The 18,490-nt window shown below is 57.5% G+C and carries 16 protein-coding genes; 13 read left to right on the top strand and 3 right to left on the bottom strand.

From position 1 onward, the window contains the following. Positions 1-15: 15 nt before the first annotated feature. On the bottom strand, positions 16-1,686 hold the full coding sequence (locus AC6I8V_RS10040) for a DUF4091 domain-containing protein (RefSeq protein WP_497845717.1): 1,671 nt from the start codon (positions 1,684-1,686) through the stop codon (positions 16-18). Between the two features lie 450 nt (positions 1,687-2,136). On the opposite strand from AC6I8V_RS10040, the gene AC6I8V_RS10035 reads away from it, so the two are divergent. The 7 genes from AC6I8V_RS10035 to AC6I8V_RS10005 all read left to right on the top strand — a co-directional run bounded on the left by AC6I8V_RS10035 (position 2,137) and on the right by AC6I8V_RS10005 (position 9,304). Next, a complete protein-coding gene (locus tag AC6I8V_RS10035; RefSeq protein WP_497845716.1) occupies positions 2,137-3,402 on the top strand; it encodes an ABC transporter substrate-binding protein in 1,266 nt (421 codons plus the stop codon). Positions 3,403-3,462: 60 nt separating this feature from the next. Further along, complete coding sequence (locus AC6I8V_RS10030; RefSeq protein WP_497845715.1) at positions 3,463-4,398, top strand: carbohydrate ABC transporter permease; 936 nt, start codon at positions 3,463-3,465, stop codon at positions 4,396-4,398. Between the two features lie 88 nt (positions 4,399-4,486). Beyond that, positions 4,487-5,269 carry a carbohydrate ABC transporter permease gene (locus AC6I8V_RS10025; RefSeq protein ID WP_497845810.1) on the top strand — a complete coding sequence of 261 codons (783 nt, stop codon included), beginning with the start codon at positions 4,487-4,489 and terminating at the stop codon, positions 5,267-5,269. Positions 5,270-5,294: 25 nt separating this feature from the next. Continuing rightward, on the top strand, positions 5,295-6,416 hold the full coding sequence (locus tag AC6I8V_RS10020; RefSeq protein WP_497845714.1) for an ABC transporter ATP-binding protein: 1,122 nt from the start codon (positions 5,295-5,297) through the stop codon (positions 6,414-6,416). Positions 6,417-6,435: 19 nt separating this feature from the next. Then, complete coding sequence (locus tag AC6I8V_RS10015; RefSeq protein WP_497845713.1) at positions 6,436-7,353, top strand: ROK family protein; 918 nt, start codon at positions 6,436-6,438, stop codon at positions 7,351-7,353. Then, positions 7,350-8,120 (top strand): transcriptional repressor AgaR, encoded by a 771-nt coding sequence (gene agaR, locus AC6I8V_RS10010; protein WP_497845711.1) that lies wholly within the window; start codon positions 7,350-7,352, stop codon positions 8,118-8,120. Before AC6I8V_RS10015 ends, agaR begins: the two co-directional genes overlap by 4 nt. Before the next feature lie 20 nt (positions 8,121-8,140). Beyond that, the gene (locus AC6I8V_RS10005; protein WP_497845710.1) at positions 8,141-9,304 is read left to right on the top strand and encodes a Gfo/Idh/MocA family protein; all 1,164 of its coding nucleotides are present in this window, start codon (positions 8,141-8,143) and stop codon (positions 9,302-9,304) included. Between the two features lie 32 nt (positions 9,305-9,336). Here AC6I8V_RS10005 and AC6I8V_RS10000 read toward each other — a convergent pair whose 3' ends face one another. Beyond that, positions 9,337-10,146: a DeoR family transcriptional regulator gene (locus tag AC6I8V_RS10000; protein WP_497845709.1), complete on the bottom strand. Its 810-nt coding sequence runs from the start codon at positions 10,144-10,146 to the stop codon at positions 9,337-9,339. Positions 10,147-10,393: 247 nt separating this feature from the next. Here AC6I8V_RS10000 and kbaZ point away from each other — a divergent pair, with 247 nt between their 5' ends. The 4 genes from kbaZ to kbaY all read left to right on the top strand — a co-directional run bounded on the left by kbaZ (position 10,394) and on the right by kbaY (position 15,276). Beyond that, entirely contained in the window at positions 10,394-11,674 is a 1,281-nt protein-coding gene (kbaZ, locus tag AC6I8V_RS09995) for a tagatose-bisphosphate aldolase subunit KbaZ (RefSeq protein ID WP_497845708.1), read from the top strand. Between the two features lie 12 nt (positions 11,675-11,686). Continuing rightward, on the top strand, positions 11,687-12,811 hold the full coding sequence (nagA, locus tag AC6I8V_RS09990) for an N-acetylglucosamine-6-phosphate deacetylase (RefSeq protein ID WP_497845707.1): 1,125 nt from the start codon (positions 11,687-11,689) through the stop codon (positions 12,809-12,811). Positions 12,812-13,246: 435 nt separating this feature from the next. Beyond that, positions 13,247-14,419: an SIS domain-containing protein gene (locus tag AC6I8V_RS09985; protein ID WP_497845706.1), complete on the top strand. Its 1,173-nt coding sequence runs from the start codon at positions 13,247-13,249 to the stop codon at positions 14,417-14,419. Further along, positions 14,419-15,276 (top strand): tagatose-bisphosphate aldolase subunit KbaY, encoded by an 858-nt coding sequence (kbaY, locus tag AC6I8V_RS09980; RefSeq protein ID WP_497845705.1) that lies wholly within the window; start codon positions 14,419-14,421, stop codon positions 15,274-15,276. The genes AC6I8V_RS09985 and kbaY overlap by 1 nt, the downstream gene beginning before the upstream one ends. 36 nt (positions 15,277-15,312) lie before the next feature. Here the strand turns inward: kbaY and AC6I8V_RS09975 are convergent, their stop codons facing one another. Continuing rightward, positions 15,313-15,975 carry a GntR family transcriptional regulator gene (locus tag AC6I8V_RS09975; protein WP_497845704.1) on the bottom strand — a complete coding sequence of 221 codons (663 nt, stop codon included), beginning with the start codon at positions 15,973-15,975 and terminating at the stop codon, positions 15,313-15,315. A 164-nt stretch (positions 15,976-16,139) separates the two neighbouring features. On the opposite strand from AC6I8V_RS09975, the gene AC6I8V_RS09970 reads away from it, so the two are divergent. Both AC6I8V_RS09970 and AC6I8V_RS09965 read left to right on the top strand, forming a co-directional pair. Then, a complete protein-coding gene (locus tag AC6I8V_RS09970; protein ID WP_497845703.1) occupies positions 16,140-17,633 on the top strand; it encodes an ABC transporter substrate-binding protein in 1,494 nt (497 codons plus the stop codon). Beyond that, a complete protein-coding gene (locus tag AC6I8V_RS09965) occupies positions 17,630-18,490 on the top strand; it encodes an ABC transporter permease (protein WP_497845702.1) in 861 nt (286 codons plus the stop codon). Before AC6I8V_RS09970 ends, AC6I8V_RS09965 begins: the two co-directional genes overlap by 4 nt.

Raw genomic sequence — 18,490 nt, 5'->3', positions numbered from 1 at the left:
TGGGCTGTCAGCCGCTTACGCCGTCATCTCCGCGATGCGCCGATTCACCTCGGCCCGCAGCTGCAATAATTTCTCCGCCTCCGCGGGCCACGCTTTAAAGGTAATATGCATCCCCAGCATCGTCTCGATCAGCGCCTCCACGGCGGCCCGCCCCTGCAAGGTTTCCAGCAGCTGTAACGCGCGCAAATCCTGCAACGCCTCATGCATGACCTTCAGGCGAATGGATGGCAACGGCTCAAACGCTTTACCGGGATAGACCAGGAAAGGATCGCCAGCCGGAAACGCCTGCAAGCCATCCGTCACCGCAAACGGATCGATCGCTTCGCGCGACAGCTCGCTGTTGTAGAAGTTAAAGCCCCAGTGCAAAAAGCCCTCGATGCGGTAGAGATAGAGCTGCACGCCGAGGATACGGTTACGCACCGACGGCTGCGCCATAAACCGGTTGGCAACATCGAGATATTGCGCGCAGCAGTAGTAGGTCCATTGTCCCGGCACCTGATTCTCAAGGAAAGGTTCAAGGTGGTCGGACGCGGTTACCGGTTTTTCCACCAGTCCAAGGCGATAAAAATCGTAATCCGACAGCGCATCCAGCGTGCGGTAGCCCGGAATCAGCGGACGCAGCAACTCGCTGGCTTTGCGGTAGTTTTCCAGATGCTGATCGTTAGGTTCATCAGAAATATGGAACCAGACGCGATCCTGCAATCCCTGCTGCTTAAACCACGCCGTTACCTGCGGCAGGAACGCGCCAAGGAACTGACGCCAGCCGTCACCGAAGGCATCGGTATGCCAGCCAAAGCGCGCTTCACGACTGCCATCCGCCAGCTGCACGGCGACATGCGGCGCGTGTTTCGCTCCCCACTGGGTAAAAAAGTGGGCAATCTCAAAGTCGCGAATCCCCTCTTCGCGGCATAAATCCACCCAGCGCGCCAGACGATCAAAACCAAAGCGATAGCCGCCCTTGCCGTCATCGTAGACATCGACCAGCTGGACCTCGGTGCGCACGCTGCCCGGCGCGGTATCGAGCGGCGGCGTAAACAGCGGCGTCAGCATCATATTGACGCCATGCGCCACCGCGCTTTGCACAAATTTGCGCACCGCTTCCCAGTAGCTCTCGCTGAACACCGGCACGCGGTAATAATCGGCCAGACAATCGGTATGGATCCATTCGGTGTGATAAAGCTGCTGCGCAGGTAAGGAGGCTGGCAAAACCTGGAGTTGCAGGCTGACTTCGCTTGTCAGGCTCTCATCCTGGCTATCGTGCAGGCGCAGCGTAATGCGGTGATCGCCTGCGGGAAGTCCTTCGGGCGGCGGCGTCAGGCACAACCACAGCGCGCCCTGATAGTTACAGGTGATCTGTACCGTCGCGCCGGTGAGCGGCATCAGCAGGTCGGGGAACAGGCCCGGTTCGGTGGTCAGATAATGGTCATCGACGGTCTGGTAACAGGGTAAATGGCCCGGTACTGACGTCACCTGATACAGCTGCAACCACGGCAACAGATCGCTGGTTACTGACCATTGCAGCGTACGTCGGGTTTTACGTTCCGTGGAGGCGAGAAAATATTGCGCCTGAAACGAGAAAGTTTCATTGGCGAGGATGCTGGCATCGTTCAGATGCTTTACCTCTGAAATGGTTTTTTGCTGGAACATTTTTTCCAGCGACGAAGTCAGCCGCAGATGTAACGTCATGGTTCATCCCTTTCACAGTTATCAGTTGGCAATTTAATAACACGCAAGTTGGCAAGAAAAAATAGAAAAGAAAGGTAATAAGAAAATAAGATGACGCAGCTCGCAAAACATAATATTTTCCTGCGAACACTGAAAGTTAGCCGGAAATAAAGTAATTACATGCCTTTTAATTACTGCGATTTATCCTTTATGAATCCTCCTGGGTCGTCAGAAAAAAAGCCTTGCTAATTAGATCATTACCCTCCGCCCCGTCTTTCGATTCACTGTTTCTGACACGAAAGGCTGACAAATTTCCGCCTGAAACCCTTTCGATTTCGAAAGATCGAAAGCAAATTTACCGATCACGCTTACACTTTTTCGTTGTTGACAGCCAGATTACGGATGGTTTACAAATTTAATCACCAACACCGGTCTTTCCAGCGAAATACTTCTTTTGATGAGGGTTGTGTCATGCTGTCTGCAAAAAACAATAAGTCTCATGTCAGGCCAGTAATTACCGGAATCGCATTAGCCGTTGCTCTTTTAATTCCTGCACTCAGCCAGGCCGCAGATAAAATAACGCTGCGTTATGCAATTTGGGATCGAAATCAACTTCCTGCGGAAGAAAAAATTGCGCAATCTTTTGAAAAAGCCAATCCGGATATCAATATTGATATCGAAGTGGTCCCCGCCTCGCAATATTTCGTCAAACTCGATTCTGCGGTCGCCGGTGGCGTTGCGCCGGACATCTTCTGGGTCAACATGCCCTACTTTATTCAGTACGCGCAGAACCATGTGCTGGCGCCGCTTAACAGCTACCTGAACGACAAATCTGTCGATCTGAACAATATCGTTGCCAGCTCGGTGAAGGCCTATCAGTTTGACGGCCAGCAGATGGCAATCCCGCGTGATGTGGATGCGATTGCCGTCTGGTACAACAAAAAACTGTTTGATCAGGCGGGTGTCAGCTACCCGAAAGCAGGCTGGAACTGGAACGATCTGCAAACCACCGCCAGCGCGCTGAAAGCAAAACTGAAAGGTGATGCCTTCCCGCTGTATATGGACCTGAGTAACGACGGTCAGGAGAGCTACCTGAACCTGCTGTATCAGAAAGGCGTGCATATCGTGCCAGGCAACGGCCAGCCGACCGATATCGCCAGCGATAACGCCATCTGGGTTTATCAGCAATTGCAGCAAATGATGAAATCCGGTCTGCTGCCCTCCGCCAACCAGATGAGCGAGCTGAAAACCGATGCGGTGTTCACCTCCAACCGTGCGGCGATGGTCTACGCCGGTTCCTGGCAGGCCGCCCCCTTCGCCAGCAACCCGCAGATTAACGATCACATTGGCGTGATTGAGATGCCAGTCATCGATAAAGCCGCCGGTGTGGCGCACAGCCTCGGCTTCGCGCTGTATGCCAACGGCAAACATAAAGATGCCGCCTGGCGTTATATCTCCTTTATGGCGCAGAAATCCTCGCAGGAAGAACTGGCCGCCGCGGTTATCCCGGCGAACAAACAAGCGATGCCCGCCTGGGCCGCCAACATCAAGCAGGTGGATGTCACCGCCTATCTGCACGCGCTGGACCACGCTACCGCGTATCCCACCGCCGGTACCAACACGCCGAAGTGGCAAAATATGTGGATCAGCAGCCTGAAGAAAATCTTTATGGGCGCGGATGCCAAAGAAGAGATGGATAAATCGGTGAAGAAAATCAGCCGGGTGATGGAAAAGTAATACTGCCATGCGGGGGCATTTTGTGTCCCCGCCCTGTTCCTGATTTCGGAGCCGATAAAGATGGAAAATATCTCACCCGTTACCGTGGATATCCCGGCGGTTAAAACGCTGAAGAATGTCAGTAGTCTGGAACGAGCCGAGCGTTTCTGGGGCTGGATAATGATCGCTCCGCTGGTTATCGGCCTGCTGGTTTTTTATTTTATTCCGTTTCTCCAGACCTTTTTTTATAGCTTTACCGATTTAAACCAGTTTATGAACTGGACCGAAGTGAGCCTGGATAATTATCGCGATCTGTTCAGCGACGATGATTTTTATACCGCCGCGTTCAACACGCTATTTTATGTGGTGGTGTGCGTGCCGGTCAGTCTGGCGCTGTCGCTGCTGCTGGCTATCGGGCTGAACCAGCCGATTCGCGGCAAGACGCTGTTCCGCACCCTGCTGTTCCTGCCCGCCATCACCATGCCCGCAGCGGTCGCGATGGTGTGGCAATGGTTGTTCAACGGCGATTTCGGCCTGGTAAACCATCTGCTGGGATTTATCGGTATCGGCTCGGTTGACTGGCTTTCCGACCCCAAAGTGGTCCATATCAGCGTGTCGATTATTATCATCTGGTCATCGCTGGCGTTAAAAATCATTATTCTGCTGGCCGGATTGCAAAATATTCCGCGTCAGGTGTACGAAGCCGCCGACATTGATGGCATTGGCACGCTGCGCCGCTTCTTCTTTATTACCTTACCGCTGATGCTGCCGACGCTGTTTTTCGTGTCGATCATGAGTTTTATCGAAGTGCTGCAAATCTTTGATGTGATCTTCTTAATGTTTGATCGCTCGATGATCGAAAGCGACGCGATGACCGTGACCTTCCTGTTTTATAAATACGCGTTTTATTTACAGGAAAAAGGCTACGCCTCGGCGATTGCGGTGATTCTTTTTGCCGTGACGCTGGTGATTAGCCTGGTACAAATGTTTATTGGTAAAAAAATTAAGGTTACCTGAGATGAGCACATTTACCCGTTCAGAAGAACTGGCGTGGCACAGCCGCCAGCATCAGGAAAAGATCCGCCGTCTGACCGTTTACGCGCTGATGACGCTGGCCAGCCTGATCTCGCTGGTGCCCTTTATCTGGATGCTGCTGACCTCGCTGAAAACGCAGCCGGAAAGTATCCGTATCCCGCTGGCGATCCTGCCTGAGCATCCCTCATTGCAGGCTTACCATCGCATTCTGACCGAGATCCCGTTTACCACCTTTTACCTCAACTCGTTTCTTTACACCTTCTTCACCGTTGCCCTGCAAATGCTGATTGCGGCGATGGCAGCCTACGGCTTCTCGCGCCTGACGTTTCGCGGTCGCGATACGGTGTTTATGTTGTGCGTATCGATCCTGATGGTCCCGGCGCAGGCGTTTCTTATCCCGCAGTTTCTGATCGTGCAGAAACTGGGTCTGGTGAACACCCTGAGCGGCCTCATTCTGCCCGGCATCTTCAGTATCTACGCGACCTTTCTGCTGCGTCAGTTCTTCCTGGGCGTGCCGCGCGAGCTGGAAGAAGCGGCGTTGCTGGATGGGTATAACCACTTCGCCATCTTCTGGCGCATTCTGCTGCCGCTGATCCGTCCGGGTTTGATTGCCTGCATCATCATTAACGGCCTGTGGAGCTGGAACAACCTGATGTGGCCGCTGATCGTTAATACCAGCGTTGACAAACTGACCCTGCCGGTCGGGCTGGCGTCGCTCGCCAGCCGTGCCGGGGTGCCCTATCCGATGCTGATGGCTGGCGCGCTGATGGCGGTACTGCCGATGCTGATTTTATTCATCTTTTTCCAGCGCTATTTCATCCAGGGGATCGCCAGCGCCGGAGTCAAAGGGTAATTCACCCCACTACGAGGAAGCAGCTATGTCTGGCATTCAATTGCATGATGTGAAGAAAATTTATCCTAACGGCTTCCAGGCGCTGCACGGTATCGAGCTTTCCATTCAGGAAGGCGAGTTTATGGTGTTTGTCGGGCCATCGGGCTGTGCCAAATCGACGCTGCTGCGCATGATCGCCGGGCTGGAGAGCGTCAGTGAAGGTGAAATCGTTATCCAGAACCGCTGCGTCAATCAGGTGTTACCCAAAGATCGCGAAGTGGCGATGGTGTTCCAGAACTACGCGCTCTACCCGCATATGACGGTGTACAAAAATATGGCGTTCAGCCTGAGCGGCAAAATGCCGCGCGAGGAGATCGATCGCCGGGTGCGCGAAGCGGCCGAAAACCTGGAGATCAGCCATCTGCTGGAGCGCAAGCCGGGCCAGCTGTCGGGCGGACAGTGCCAACGCGTGGCGCTGGGTCGCGCTATCGTGCGCCGCCCGCGCGTGTTCCTGTTTGACGAACCCTTATCGAATCTCGACGCCAAACTGCGCGTGTCGATGCGTCTGCACCTGATCAATCTGCACCAGCAGCTTAAGGCGGAAGGTCTGCCCTCTACCATGGTTTACGTCACCCACGATCAGGTGGAAGCCATGACGATGGGCGATCGCATCTGCGTACTGGATCGCGGCGTGATCCAGCAGGTGGATAAACCGGTGACGCTTTATCACCAGCCCGCCAACAAATTCGTGGCGGCCTTTATCGGCAGCCCGGCGATGAACCTGCACGACCTGCCGATTGTGCGCACCGGCGAGCAGCTGGCGCTGTCGTTCGGCGATGCCGGGCATGTGGTGCTGCCTGCCGCGGTGGCAGCGCGTCTCCACGGTTACGGTGAACAACAAATCTGTCTCGGCATTCGCCCGGAACAGGTGCTGATCACCACCGCCGATGCACCTGATGCGCTGCCAGCCACGGTACAAACCGTTGAGCATATGGGTAATGAGGAGATCGTGCATTGCGATGTGGCGGGCCGTCACTTTGTCGCGCGTTTGCCCTCGTCGCCTGACTGGGCGGCGCAGCCCGGCGAGCGTATCGGCCTGCGGCTGGCGATGGATTACGCCCACCTGTTTGATATCACCCACGGGCGCGTGCTGCGTCCGGTTGCCTGACCAGAGCGGGAAAAAATGCATGCGTTACGGATTTGATATCGGCGGCACGAAAATTGAGATCGCCGCCTACGACGACAGAATGCAGCAGGTGCTGCGCCAGCGCGTAGCCACGCCTGGCGAGGACTACAGCGCCTTTCTCAATTGCCTGGTGGCGCTGACCCATGACGCCGACCAGCAGTTCGGCTGCAAAGGCAAAGTGGGCATCGGGATGCCTGGCATCACCGATCCGCAGACGCAGCAACAGCTCTCCGCCAATGTGCCCTGCCTGACCGGGCGCAACCTGAAGCGCGATCTGGAAACGCTGCTCAACCGGCCGGTGGTGATCGGCAATGATTGCCACTGCTTTGCGTTATCGGAAGCGCAATCGCCGCAGACCCGCGCGTATTCGGTGGTGTTTGGCGTGATCATTGGCACCGGTGCGGGCGGTGGCCTGGTGGTGGATAAGCAGCTGTTCCGTGGCAGGCACGGCATGGCGGGCGAATGGGGCCATCTGCCGGTGCCCGCTCGTCTGATGCAGCGTTATCAGCTGCCTTCATTCGCCTGTAATTGCGGCCTGCGCGAATGCTACGAACGCTATGTCTCCGGGCGCGGCCTGCTGGCGCTGAGCCAGCATTTTGGCCATCCGGCGCGCAATCTGCCTGAACTGATGACCAGCTATCGTCAGCAGGACCCGCTGGCGCAGCAGCTGTTCGCCATCTTTATCGACATCCTCGCCAGCGCGCTGGCCGGATTACAAATGATGCTGGATATCGACGCCTTTGTACTGGGCGGCGGCCTGTCCAATATTCCTGAAATCTATCCGCTGCTGCCGACTGCCATGCGCGAGGGCTTATTTGCCATCAGCCCGCCAGCGGCGATCCTCGCTCCGGTGTATGGCGACAGCAGCGGCGTGCGCGGTGCGGCGCTACTTAACGACGTTCAGAGGGAGTGCGTATGATCAATACCGAGCAACGCCGTGAATCGATCATTGAACAGCTGCGGCGCGAAGGCGTGGTGCGGGTGGAAGATCTCAGTGAACGCTACAACGTCAGTTCGGTCACCATCCGCAACGACCTGCGCTGGCTGGAGCGAAGCGGCTGCGCTATTCGCGGCTATGGCGGCGCACAGCTTAATCGTCAGTTTGTCTTTGACCGTCCGCTGGAAGACAAAGGCAAAATCAATCGCGACGTCAAATTCGCCATCGCCAAAGCCGCCGCCGGGCTGATCAATGACGGCGAGGCGGTGATCATCGACTCCGGCTCCACCACCAGTCTGATGACCAAGCACCTGGAAGCGAAAAAGGATCTGGTGGTGATGACCAACGCCATCAACATCGCTTACGAACTGGCGAGTCGCGAAAACATTCATCTGATGGTGCTGGGCGGCAACGTGCGCAGCGCTTCCTGGTCGATTGACGGGCCAACAGCGGAGCAGCATATCCGCCAGTATCGTTTCGACAAATTGTTTCTTGGCGTGGATGGCTTTGATCTGGCCTCCGGCATTACCACGCCCCAGTTGGGAGAGGCGCAAATCAACCGCGCCATGTGTGATGTTTCACGGGAAATCATCGCGGTGGCTGACTCCAGCAAGTTCGGCCGCACCAGTTTTTGCTTAATCCGCGAGGTCGAACGCATTCACCGGCTGGTTACCGACAGCGCCATCTCCGAACAGTACGTGCGCGCCCTGGAAAAAATGGGCGTCGAAATCATCATCGCCGATCGTTAATACCGCGGGAGAGTCATTTCATGAAAGTTGGCATCATTGGATTAGGGTTTCGCCTGGGTTATCTCGGGCATGTGTTCAGCAGCCTGCTGCCGGAGTTTGAAATCGTTGGCTACGTTGATCCGGCCCCGGCCGGACTGGCGACGTTGCAGCAACACGACATCGATGCAGGCGAGGTTTTCGCCACCCCGGAAGATTTGCTGGCGGCGCATCAGATCGATCTGCTGATGATTGGCTCCCCCAACCATCTGCACCTTGAGCATATTCGTGTCGGGCTGGCGGCGGGCGTGAAGGTATTTTGCGAAAAACCGGTGGTCGCCAGCGTCGAACAAAGCTACCAGCTGGCGGAGCTGCTGGCGCTATACGGGCAGGATCAGCTGCTGATTGGCCTGGTGCTGCGCTATGCGCCGATGTACCGCGACGTGCTACAGGCCCGCGAGTCCGGCGCGTTAGGCACCCTCGTTTCGGTGGAAGCCTCGGAGCATATTTATCCGTACCACGGCGCATTTTTTATGCGTGACTGGCGGCGTTATTCACGCTACTCCGGCAGCTTTATGCTGGAAAAATGCTGCCATGACCTCGATCTCTACAACAGCCTGATCGGCGCTCGCCCGATGCGCGTCGCCAGCTTCGGCGGCCGTCGCAACTTTGTGCCGGAAAATGATCCGCGTCAGCACGGCGTGGAGGATATGACGCTGTTTCACCAGAAACCGTCTGGCTGGCTGGGTGACGACAAAGTGTTCGACAGCGACGGCGATATCGTTGACCACCAGGTGGCGATTGTCGAATACGCCAACGGCGTGGCGCTGAATTTTCATACCAATATCAACGCGCCGGATCAGTTCCGCCGCTTCTGCATCATGGGGTCACGCGGCCAGGCCGAGGGAGATTTCATTCGCGGCTTCCTGTGGGTTCACGATGTGCTGAGCGGCAAAAAAACCGTGGATAAACAGTACGCCACCCGCACCGCGCTGTCGCAGCATTACGGCGCCGATGAACAGATGGCGCGTGAGGTGATTGATCACGTCCTGCATGGCGGGCCGCTGCCGGTGTCGCCGCAGGATGCCATCGAAGCTGGCATTCTGGCGCTGGCGATGGATGAAGCCCGCGAGCAGCGTAAGCTGGTGGATTTAGCGCCGGTATGGGAAAAACTCGATCGCCTGCTGACAGCCGCGCAGCCTGCCTGAGTGCTGACGCGGGCGTTCGCGCCCGCGTCGTGTTACTGGCTGACCAGCACCACCTCGATGCCCGCCTTGCGCAGCCCTTCCAGGCTGTTCTGCGGAATGCTGTCGTCGGTGATGATCATATGGATGCGCTGGGTATCGATGATTTTATGCAGGCTGGAACGATTAAATTTGCTGGAGTCGGTGACCACAATGATGCGTTCGGCCACCTCGCACATGCGACGGTTGAGCCGCGCTTCGTCTTCATTGTGGGTGCTGATGCCGCGTTCAAGATCAATGGCATCAACGCCAAGGAACAGCAGGTCAAAATGGTAGTTTTGCAGCGAATGGTCAGCCTGATCGCCATAAAAGGAGAGCGACTGACGGCGCAAATGGCCGCCGGTCATCAATACCTCAACCCCTTCAGCTTCCACCAGGGCGTTAGCCACGTTCATGCCGTTGGTCATGGCGATAACGTTCTGATGCTGACGCATATGGCGGGCGATCTCAAAGGTGGTGGTACCCGAATCGAGGATCACGCGATGACCGGGTTTAATCAACTCGGCGGCCACGCTGGCGATGCTGCGTTTCGCCGAGACGTTAAGGGTACTTTTGTCTTTCACCGAAGGTTCAACCGTGCCGCTGTTGCCGTCGCAAATCAGCGCACCGCCGTAGACGCGCACCGCGATGCCCTGCTTCTCCAGAAACGCCAGGTCGTTACGGATGGTAACGGTGGAGACGCCATAAAGGGCCGAGAGATCATTGACCTGAACGCTGCCCTGCTGGCGTAAGCGCTGAATAATCTGCTCGCGTCGCTCACTGGTCGCCGCCACGCTTTTTTCCATCGGATTATCGGAATGCTGCATCACTGTTCCTGCCAATCATAGCTTTCGTTTTATTTCGATTGGGCTATTAACACCTTTCTTTCGGGCAAATGCAACCCTTGCTGGCGGATAACCACCGGATGAAGGCTTCTCAATCTTACGTTATCTTTCCCTTGCCTTTCATTGAAGCCTTCTGTTAGCTTTCATTGTGTTTTCATTTCTCGCTGCCCGCGCAAAAGAAAAGGTTATGAAAGGCTGATGGGTGGCATTTCGTCCTGTGGAGAGTAAAGTGAAACTACTGACTGAAATCATCACCCGCCATCGGCAAGGGGAAAAAAACGGCATCTTTTCCGTGTGCTCAGCGCACCCGTTAGTGCTGGAAGCCGCGCTGTGCTTCGCCCGCGATCGCCAGCAACCGCTGCTGGTGGAAGCCACCTCCAACCAGGTGGATCAGACCGGCGGTTACACCGGCATGACCCCGGCAGACTTTCGTGATTTCCTCTGGCAGCTGGCCGATCGCTGCCAGTTCCCGCGCGACCAGCTGATTCTCGGCGGCGACCATCTCGGTCCCAACCGCTGGCAGAAAGAGCGCGCCGAAGTGGCAATGCAACACGCCGAAGTGTTGATTGCCCATTACGTGCAGGCGGGATTCAAGAAAATCCATCTCGATTGCAGCATGTCCTGTGCGGATGATCCGGTGCCGCTGACGGATGCCATCGTCGCGCAGCGCGCTGCCCGTCTTGCCGCGATTGCCGAAGCGACCTGCCAGCAACATTTTGGCTGCCGCGATCTGGTGTACGTTATCGGCACTGAAGTGCCGGTGCCGGGTGGCGCGCATGAAACCCTGACCGAGCTGGCGGTGACCACGCCGGAAGCCGCGCAGGCGACACTGCTGGCCCATCACCACGCGTTTGAACAGCAGGGTCTCTCCGAGCTGTGGCCGCGTATTATCGGCCTGGTGGTGCAGCCGGGCGTGGAGTTCGACCATACCCATATCATCGATTATCAGCCGGAAAAAGCGCAGCAGCTGTGCCAGTGGGCAGAAGCTGAAGGACGCCCCTTGTTTGAAGCGCACTCCACCGACTATCAAACCCCGGCGGCGCTGCGTCAGCTGGTGGTTGATCATTTCGCCATTCTGAAAGTGGGTCCGGCCCTCACTTTTGCGCTGCGCGAAGCGCTGTTCTCCCTCGCCAGCATGGAAGAAGAATTGCTGAGCGCCAAAGCCGGTTCTCATCTGCGCGCGGTGCTGGAAGGGGTGATGCTCGACAAACCCGACTACTGGCAAAGCCATTACCACGGCGATAGTTTTACCCGCCGTCTGGCGCGCGGTTACAGCTATTCGGACCGCGTACGGTACTACTGGCCGGATAAGCAGATCAGCGACGCCTTTAGCCAGCTGATCCGTAACCTCGGCGACACCACCTTGCCGCTGCCGCTGATTAGCCAGTACCTGCCGCTGCAATATGCCAAAGTGCGTCAGGGTCAGCTGTCGGCCACGCCCCATGCCCTGCTGATTGACCATATTCAGGATGTGTTGCAGCAGTATCACGCAGCCTGTCAGCCCGCTTAAGGAGAACCGCTGATGGAGCAGATTATTCGCGCCCGGCGCCTGCTGAGCGAAAGCGGCTGGCGCGACGACCAGCAGCTGCATATCGCCGATGGGCTGATCACGGCCATCGCGCCGATTCCCGTCGGTGAAACCCGGCGCGATGTCGAGCTGCTGTGTCCGGCCTATATCGATACCCATGTGCATGGCGGCGCGGGAGTGGATGTGATGGATGACGATCCTGCCGCGCTGGTGACGCTGGCCCGGCATAAGGCGCGTGAAGGTGTCGGCGCCTGGCTGGCAACCACGGTGACCGCCCCGCTGCCAGCGATTATTCAGGCGCTGCGCCGCGTGGCTGACTATCGCCATGACCCCAGCGGCGCGCTGCTGCTCGGCAGTTACCTTGAGGGGCCGTGGTTCACCGCCGAAAATCGCGGCGCCCATCTGCCGGAATGGTTTCGCGAGCTGGCGCTGGCGGAGATCGATCAACTGATCGAGGTGGCGAACGGCACGCTGCGGATGGTGGCGCTGGCACCGGAGAAACCCAACGCGCTGGCGGCAATCCGCCATCTGAAAGCGCGCGGCATCCGCGTGATGCTTGGCCACAGCGCGGCCGGGTTTGCGCAAACTCAGGCCGCGCTGGACGCCGGTGCCGACGGGCTGGTGCACTGTTTCAATGGGATGCGCGGGTTGCATCATCGAGAACCGGGCATGGCGGGCGCAGGTTTAAGCGATGCGCGCGCATGGCTGGAGTTGATCGCCGATGGACATCATGTGCATCCGGCGGTGCTGCGTCTCAGCTGCCAGTGCGCCGGGCATCGCATCATTTTGATCACCGACGCCATGCGCGCCGCCGGGATGCCGGATGGCCTCTATTCCCTTTGTGGTTACGATATGGAGATGCGATCCGGCGTGGTGCGTACGCCGCAGGGCGGTCTGGCGGGCAGCACCCTGACGCTGGATGCTGCGGTGCGTAATATGGTGGCTTATGGCGGCATCAGCAGCGAGCAGGCGATTCAGATGGCCAGCCTGCATCCGGCGCGCCTGCTGGGGATCGCGTCGCAGCTGGGTTCGCTGCGGGTGGGTAAGCGTGCCAACCTGCTGGCGCTGGATACGCAGCTCTATCCGCAACGGCTGTGGGTTAACGGCGTAGCTACCTGACGTCATCCCTGCCGCGCGGCTATCAATACGCTGCGCATAAAGGCGTCATCTCGACCGTGCGACTATCAATACGGTGCGCATAAATGCGCACCCTACGGGTACAATCTGCTGGCATTGATGCCGATTTGGCCCATTCCACGTCGAAAAATCAATACGGCGCAAGACCGGGCGGATATTTCATCCTAACCCGCCCCATCATCGCCCCAATCACCCTTTCCTTTTCTTTCGTTTTATCTTTCCTTTTCCTGACAGGATTCAGCTACCGCTAACAACGGCCTCTGCTATCTTTCGCTTTTCTGTCGGTCGCATGTTGAACTTTCATTTCCTTTCTTGTAGATTGCCTTATCAGATGAAATAACGAAATGGCTGCAAAAAGAAAGGTAGTGAAACTATCGGACTGGCTTTCTGTAACGGCTTAATCTTAAGGATATTGTTATGAATGAAACCCTTTCGGCCAGCGCGTCGGGCACCCAAACCTGGACAGAAGAAGAGATCCGCCAGCAGCCAGCAAGCTGGATGGCCGCCTTACAACACCTCGACACACAACGGGCGGAGCTGGATGACTGGCTGGCAACCTTCTATGCGCAGCCCAATGGCAAAATCATCCTGACCGGCGCAGGCTCGTCTGCCTTTATCGGTGACATCATTGCCCCCTGCCTGGCGCGCCAGCTGAAGGCCAATGTGGTGGCTATCCCCACCACCGATCTGGTCACCAATCCGATGGATTACTTCCCGGCCGATCAGCCATTGCTACTGGTCTCCTTCGCCCGCTCCGGCAACAGCCCGGAGAGCGTGGCGGCGGTTGAACTGGCAAACCAGTGTGTCGCCAACTGTCGTCATCTGATCATCACCTGCAACGCCACCGGCGATCTGTACCGTTTTGCCAGCGAGCATGACAATGCCCGAGCGCGCCTGATGCCCGCAGAAACTCACGATCGTGGCTTCGCCATGACCAGCAGCATCAGCACCATGATGCTCAGCTGTCTGGCGATCTTCGCGCCCCAGCAGTTCAACACGCAGCGCTTCGCCAGCGTCGCCGAACGCTGTGAGAAAATCATCGCCAGCCACGGCGATTTCAGCCAGTCTGCCTTTGGCGATCTCGACTGGCAGCGCGTGGTCTACCTTGGCAGCGGCGGCTTGCAGGGCGTGGCGCGCGAATCGGCGCTGAAGGTGCTGGAATTGACCGCCGGTCAGCTGGCGGCGTTTTATGAATCGCCGGTGGGCTTCCGTCACGGCCCGAAATCGCTGGTCGATGATGAAACCCTGGTGGTGCTGTTTACCTCCAGCCATCCTTACACCCGTCAGTACGATCTCGACCTGCTGGCGGAACTGCATCGCGAAAACATCGCCCTGCGCGTCGTCGCCATTACCGACATTCCGTCCACCGTGGTTGATGCCGGTCCGCACCTCTATCTGCCGCCGTCGCGTCCCTTTAGCGATATTGAGCTGGCCTTCTGCTTCCTGATTTATGCGCAGATCTTTGCGCTGACGGCCTCGCTGAAAGCAGGCATTACACCGGATACCCCTTCCGCCAGCGGCACGGTCAACCGTGTGGTTCAGGGCGTGGTGATCCATCCGTGGCAGGCTGAACAAAAGGACGTACGCTAATGGGCATTATCTCCACCAAATACCTGCTGCTGGATGCCCAGGCGCAGGGTTATGCCGTACCGGCGTTTAATATCCACAATGCCGAAACCATCCAGGCGATTCTGGACGTCTGCAAAGAGATGCAATCGCCGGTGATTCTGGCGGGCACGCCCGGCACCTTTAAACATATTCCGTTTAGCGAGATCTTCGCGCTGTGCCAGGCCTATTCGGCCAGCTACGGCCTGCCGCTGGCGCTGCATCTTGACCACCATGAAACCCTCGACGACATCCGCAACAAAGTCCATGCCGGGGTGCGCAGCGCGATGATTGATGGCAGCCACTTCCCCTTTGCCGACAACGTCCGCCTGACGCGTGAGGTGGTCAGCTTCTGTCATCGTCACGATTGCAGCGTCGAAGCCGAACTCGGTCGTCTCGGCGGCGTGGAAGATGATATGGCGGTCAGCGATGAAAGCGCGTTTCTCACCGATCCCGATGAGGCGCTGGCATTTGCCAGCCAGACCGGAGTAGATAGCCTGGCCGTTGCCATTGGCACCGCCCACGGGCTGTATACCCAGCGGCCAAAGATCGATTTTGCCCGCCTGGAAAAGATTCATCAGCGCGTCACCCTGCCGCTGGTATTACACGGGGCCAGCGACGTGCCGGATGACTATGTCCGCCGTGCCATCGCTCTGGGAGTGTGCAAAGTCAATGTCGCGACCGAGCTGAAAATCGCCTTCGCGGGCGCGGTGAAAAGCTGGTTTGGCGAGAATCCGGACGGTAATGACCCGCGTTACTACCTGCGGGTGGGGATGGATGCGATGAAAGCCGTGGTGCGCGATAAGATTCTGGTATGCGGTTCCGCGGACCGCCTGAAGTAACAAGTGACAGGCCCGCGGACAGCCGGTCCGCGGGATTTATCTTTTGAAATAGTGCTCAGTCAGCAACGCCGTCCCATCATCAATCGCTTTCATAATCATCTGCTCGCTGGCGGCGATGTCGCCTGCCTGCAAGGCCTCCAGCAGATAATCGTAGTTGTGCGTTCCCTTAGCCATCTCCGCTGACTGCGGATAGAGGTAGTTAAAGCACGGGCCGATTTGCACCCAAAGTTGCTCAATCAGCAATTCCAGCGTTGGCATCTGCGCATAACTGTACAGGGTAAAACGAAAGGTGCGATTGGCTTCCAGCGCCGCTTCCGCATCGCCGCTCAGCTTGGCTTCTTTAAAGCGTTCACGCAGTTTTTTCAGCACCGAAAAGTGTTTTTTTGTGAGCAGAGGCGTTGCAATTCTGACCGCTAAACCTTCCAGTTGCTTACGTATTAAGGTGATCTCCTGATAACGTTCCAGCGTCATCTCCGGCACCAGAAAAGCCGCAGCGGGCGTCGCCTGAAGCGCACCGGACGAAACCAGACGCAGCAAAGCTTCACGCACCGGGGTAATGCTGGTTCCCAGTTGCTCGGCCAAATCCCGCGTGACAAGGCGAGCGCCAGGTTTCAGCCTGCCGACAATCAGGGCGCTGCGCAGCGTGGACTCGACCTGTGCGGTAAGGCTCATTCGCTGTGCTTTTCCCATTTCAATCATAGATTTCGTCCTTTGCCGCATTTCGCAAATGGTAAGATATTTAAATGTTTTGTTGCCAGAAGCGCTCGCTATAGGATATATCATGTATTACAAAACAAACGAAGCACAGATTCTTAGCAGTCCCCCTCTTTTCACTTTTATCGAAAACATTTGGGATGGAGTTCATGAGACGACCTGCAGTGAAGTTTGCTACCACCGCCTTGCTTTTTGCTCTGTTGCCTTCCGCTTTGCAGGCAGCCGAACTCACCATTGCCCAGCCCGCGTCGGCCACGGCGATGGATCCGGGCTTTCTCAAAGAAGCCGCCACGCTGGTCGACAATATCTTCGATACCCTCGTCCGCCGCGCCGATGATATGTCGCTGCAACCTGGCCTCGCCACCGACTGGAAAGCCATCAATGACACCACCTGGCAGTTCAACCTGCGCAAAGGGGTGAATTTTACCGATGGCGAACCGGTGAATGCCGCAGCGGTGAAATTCTCCATCGATCGTATTCTTGACCCGGCCAGCCACGCGCCAACCATCTCCTATATCCGCACCATTAAGTCGGTCGAGGTGGTTAACGATTATCAGCTGCTGATCCATACCAATGGCCCCGACCCGCTGCTGCCGACGCGTATGAGCCGCTATCCGGCCTATATCGTGCCGCCTGCCTACGTTAAAAAAGTAGGTGCCAGCGAGTTTGCCCGCAAGCCAGTTGGCAGCGGCGCCTATAAGCTCGACACCTTTATCCCGGATGAAAAAGTGGTGATGGTGGCGAACGATAATTACTGGCGCGGCAAACCCGCTATCGAACGCGTGACCTGGCGTCCTATCCCGGAAGCCACCGCGCGCATTACCTCGTTGCTGACCGGCGAAGTGCAACTGGTGGAAAGTGTGCCCGCCGATCTGGTACCGGCGCTGAAAAATCGTCAGGGCGTTGCCCTGGAGCAGGTTAAAGGCGGCGGGCTGACTATCTATCTCGGCCTGAAAGACAGTGAAAAACCGCTCAACGACGTTCGCGTCCGCCAGGCGCTGTCGCTGGCGCTGAACCGTCAGGCCTACACCCAGCAACTGCTGCACGGTTACGGCACGCCGACCGGCACCATGGCGGGTGCCAATGACTTCGGTTATCTGGCCGTCCCGGCCACGGTTCAGGATGTGGCTAAAGCCAAGGCGCTGCTGACGGCGGCGGGCTATCCGAATGGCTTTACGCTGCGCTTCCAGGCGCCGCGGCGCTATATTGCCAGCGCCGATGTGGCGCAGGCCATCGTGCAGGATCTGAGCGCCATTGGCGTGCAGGCCCAGTTGGAAGTGCCGGAGTGGTCGGTTTACACCCAGCAGGTTGCGGCGCAGAAACAGGCGCCGATGTACATGCTGGCGTGGGGTTCCACCCAGACGCTGGACGCCGATGCCGCGCTGTTCCCGATTTTACGCAGCGGCGAACCCTATTCGACGGTGCACGATGCCGAACTGGATAAGCTGCTCGACCAGAGCCGCCAGACGGTGAATGCCGATCAGCGCAAAAAACTGCTGGCGCAGATTCAGCAACGGGTCGCGGAACAACAACCGCTGATCCCGCTGTATCGTGAAGACACCCTGTATGCGCACAGCGATGCACTGACCTTTAAAGGCCGCGTCGATGCCCGTATCCCCCTGTTCGATATGAGGCTGAAATGATCAATCCAGCGGCCGCCCTGCAACGTCGCCCACGCCGTTTCTTTTACGGCGATGCCCTGATCGGCAGCATTCTGCTGATTGGGGTGATTGGGGCTGCGTTGCTCTCGCCGTGGCTGCCGCTGCCCGATCCCTTAACCAATAACCTGACAGAAATGTTCCTGCCGCCGGGCAGTCCCGGCGCACAGGGTATGCACTGGCTGGGTACCGACCAGTTAGGTCGCGACCTGCTGGCGCGGATCCTGGCGGGTACGCGGCTTTCATTGTTGGTGGTGTTGCTGGCCGCCGCGATTGGCGCGGTGTTCGGCGTGGCACTGGGGATGATCGCCGGTTACGCCGGAGGCTGGGTGGATGCGTTGATCATGCGTCTGATCGATATCCAGCTGGCGGTACCCTTTATTCTGCTGATCCTGCTGGTGATTGCGCTGATGGGCAGCTCAACCACCAATATCATCGTCATCATGGGCGTGACCAGCTGGGCGATTTACGCCCGCGTGGCGCGCGCCAAAACCCTTGAGATCCGCGAACTGGAGTATATCCAGGCGGTGAAAGCGATGGGCTTTTCCCCGCTGCGCGTGCTGCTGCGCCATATCCTGCCCAATCTGCTGACTCCCCTGGTGGTGCTGCTGACGCTGGATATTCCGCGTCTGATTGTGCTGGAAGCCTCCGTGGGCTTTCTCGGCATGGGCATTCAGCCGCCGACGCCGACGCTGGGCAACCTGATTGGCGAAGGCCGCTCCTATATGCTGCTGGCGCAATGGCTGGTGTTGTATCCCGGCCTGGTGATTGCCGCGCTGGTGATTGGCTGCAACCTGCTGGGCGATGCGCTGCTGCGTCGCACCCATACGAGGCTCGACTAA

This window comes from Pantoea sp. X-Soil-TKNS-1207, assembly GCF_059730485.1.
This window is presented reverse-complemented; position numbering and strand designations above follow the sequence as displayed.

Excerpts from the sequence above, each read along its gene's own strand:
- kbaY (WP_497845705.1), top strand. The coding sequence starts at position 14,419 with ATGGGCATTATCTCCACCAAATACCTGCTGCTGGATGCCCAGGCGCAG.
- AC6I8V_RS10020 (WP_497845714.1), top strand. The coding sequence starts at position 5,295 with ATGTCTGGCATTCAATTGCATGATGTGAAGAAAATTTATCCTAACGGC.
- AC6I8V_RS09965 (WP_497845702.1), top strand. The coding sequence starts at position 17,630 with ATGATCAATCCAGCGGCCGCCCTGCAACGTCGCCCACGCCGTTTCTTT.
- AC6I8V_RS09985 (WP_497845706.1), top strand. The coding sequence starts at position 13,247 with ATGAATGAAACCCTTTCGGCCAGCGCGTCGGGCACCCAAACCTGGACA.
- AC6I8V_RS10030 (WP_497845715.1), top strand. The coding sequence starts at position 3,463 with ATGGAAAATATCTCACCCGTTACCGTGGATATCCCGGCGGTTAAAACG.
- AC6I8V_RS09970 (WP_497845703.1), top strand. The coding sequence starts at position 16,140 with ATGAGACGACCTGCAGTGAAGTTTGCTACCACCGCCTTGCTTTTTGCT.
- AC6I8V_RS10035 (WP_497845716.1), top strand. The coding sequence starts at position 2,137 with ATGCTGTCTGCAAAAAACAATAAGTCTCATGTCAGGCCAGTAATTACC.
- AC6I8V_RS09975 (WP_497845704.1), bottom strand. The coding sequence starts at position 15,975 with ATGATTGAAATGGGAAAAGCACAGCGAATGAGCCTTACCGCACAGGTC.
- AC6I8V_RS10005 (WP_497845710.1), top strand. The coding sequence starts at position 8,141 with ATGAAAGTTGGCATCATTGGATTAGGGTTTCGCCTGGGTTATCTCGGG.
- AC6I8V_RS10015 (WP_497845713.1), top strand. The coding sequence starts at position 6,436 with ATGCGTTACGGATTTGATATCGGCGGCACGAAAATTGAGATCGCCGCC.
- AC6I8V_RS10040 (WP_497845717.1), bottom strand. The coding sequence starts at position 1,686 with ATGACGTTACATCTGCGGCTGACTTCGTCGCTGGAAAAAATGTTCCAG.
- agaR (WP_497845711.1), top strand. The coding sequence starts at position 7,350 with ATGATCAATACCGAGCAACGCCGTGAATCGATCATTGAACAGCTGCGG.
- AC6I8V_RS10025 (WP_497845810.1), top strand. The coding sequence starts at position 4,487 with ATGACGCTGGCCAGCCTGATCTCGCTGGTGCCCTTTATCTGGATGCTG.
- nagA (WP_497845707.1), top strand. The coding sequence starts at position 11,687 with ATGGAGCAGATTATTCGCGCCCGGCGCCTGCTGAGCGAAAGCGGCTGG.
- AC6I8V_RS10000 (WP_497845709.1), bottom strand. The coding sequence starts at position 10,146 with ATGCAGCATTCCGATAATCCGATGGAAAAAAGCGTGGCGGCGACCAGT.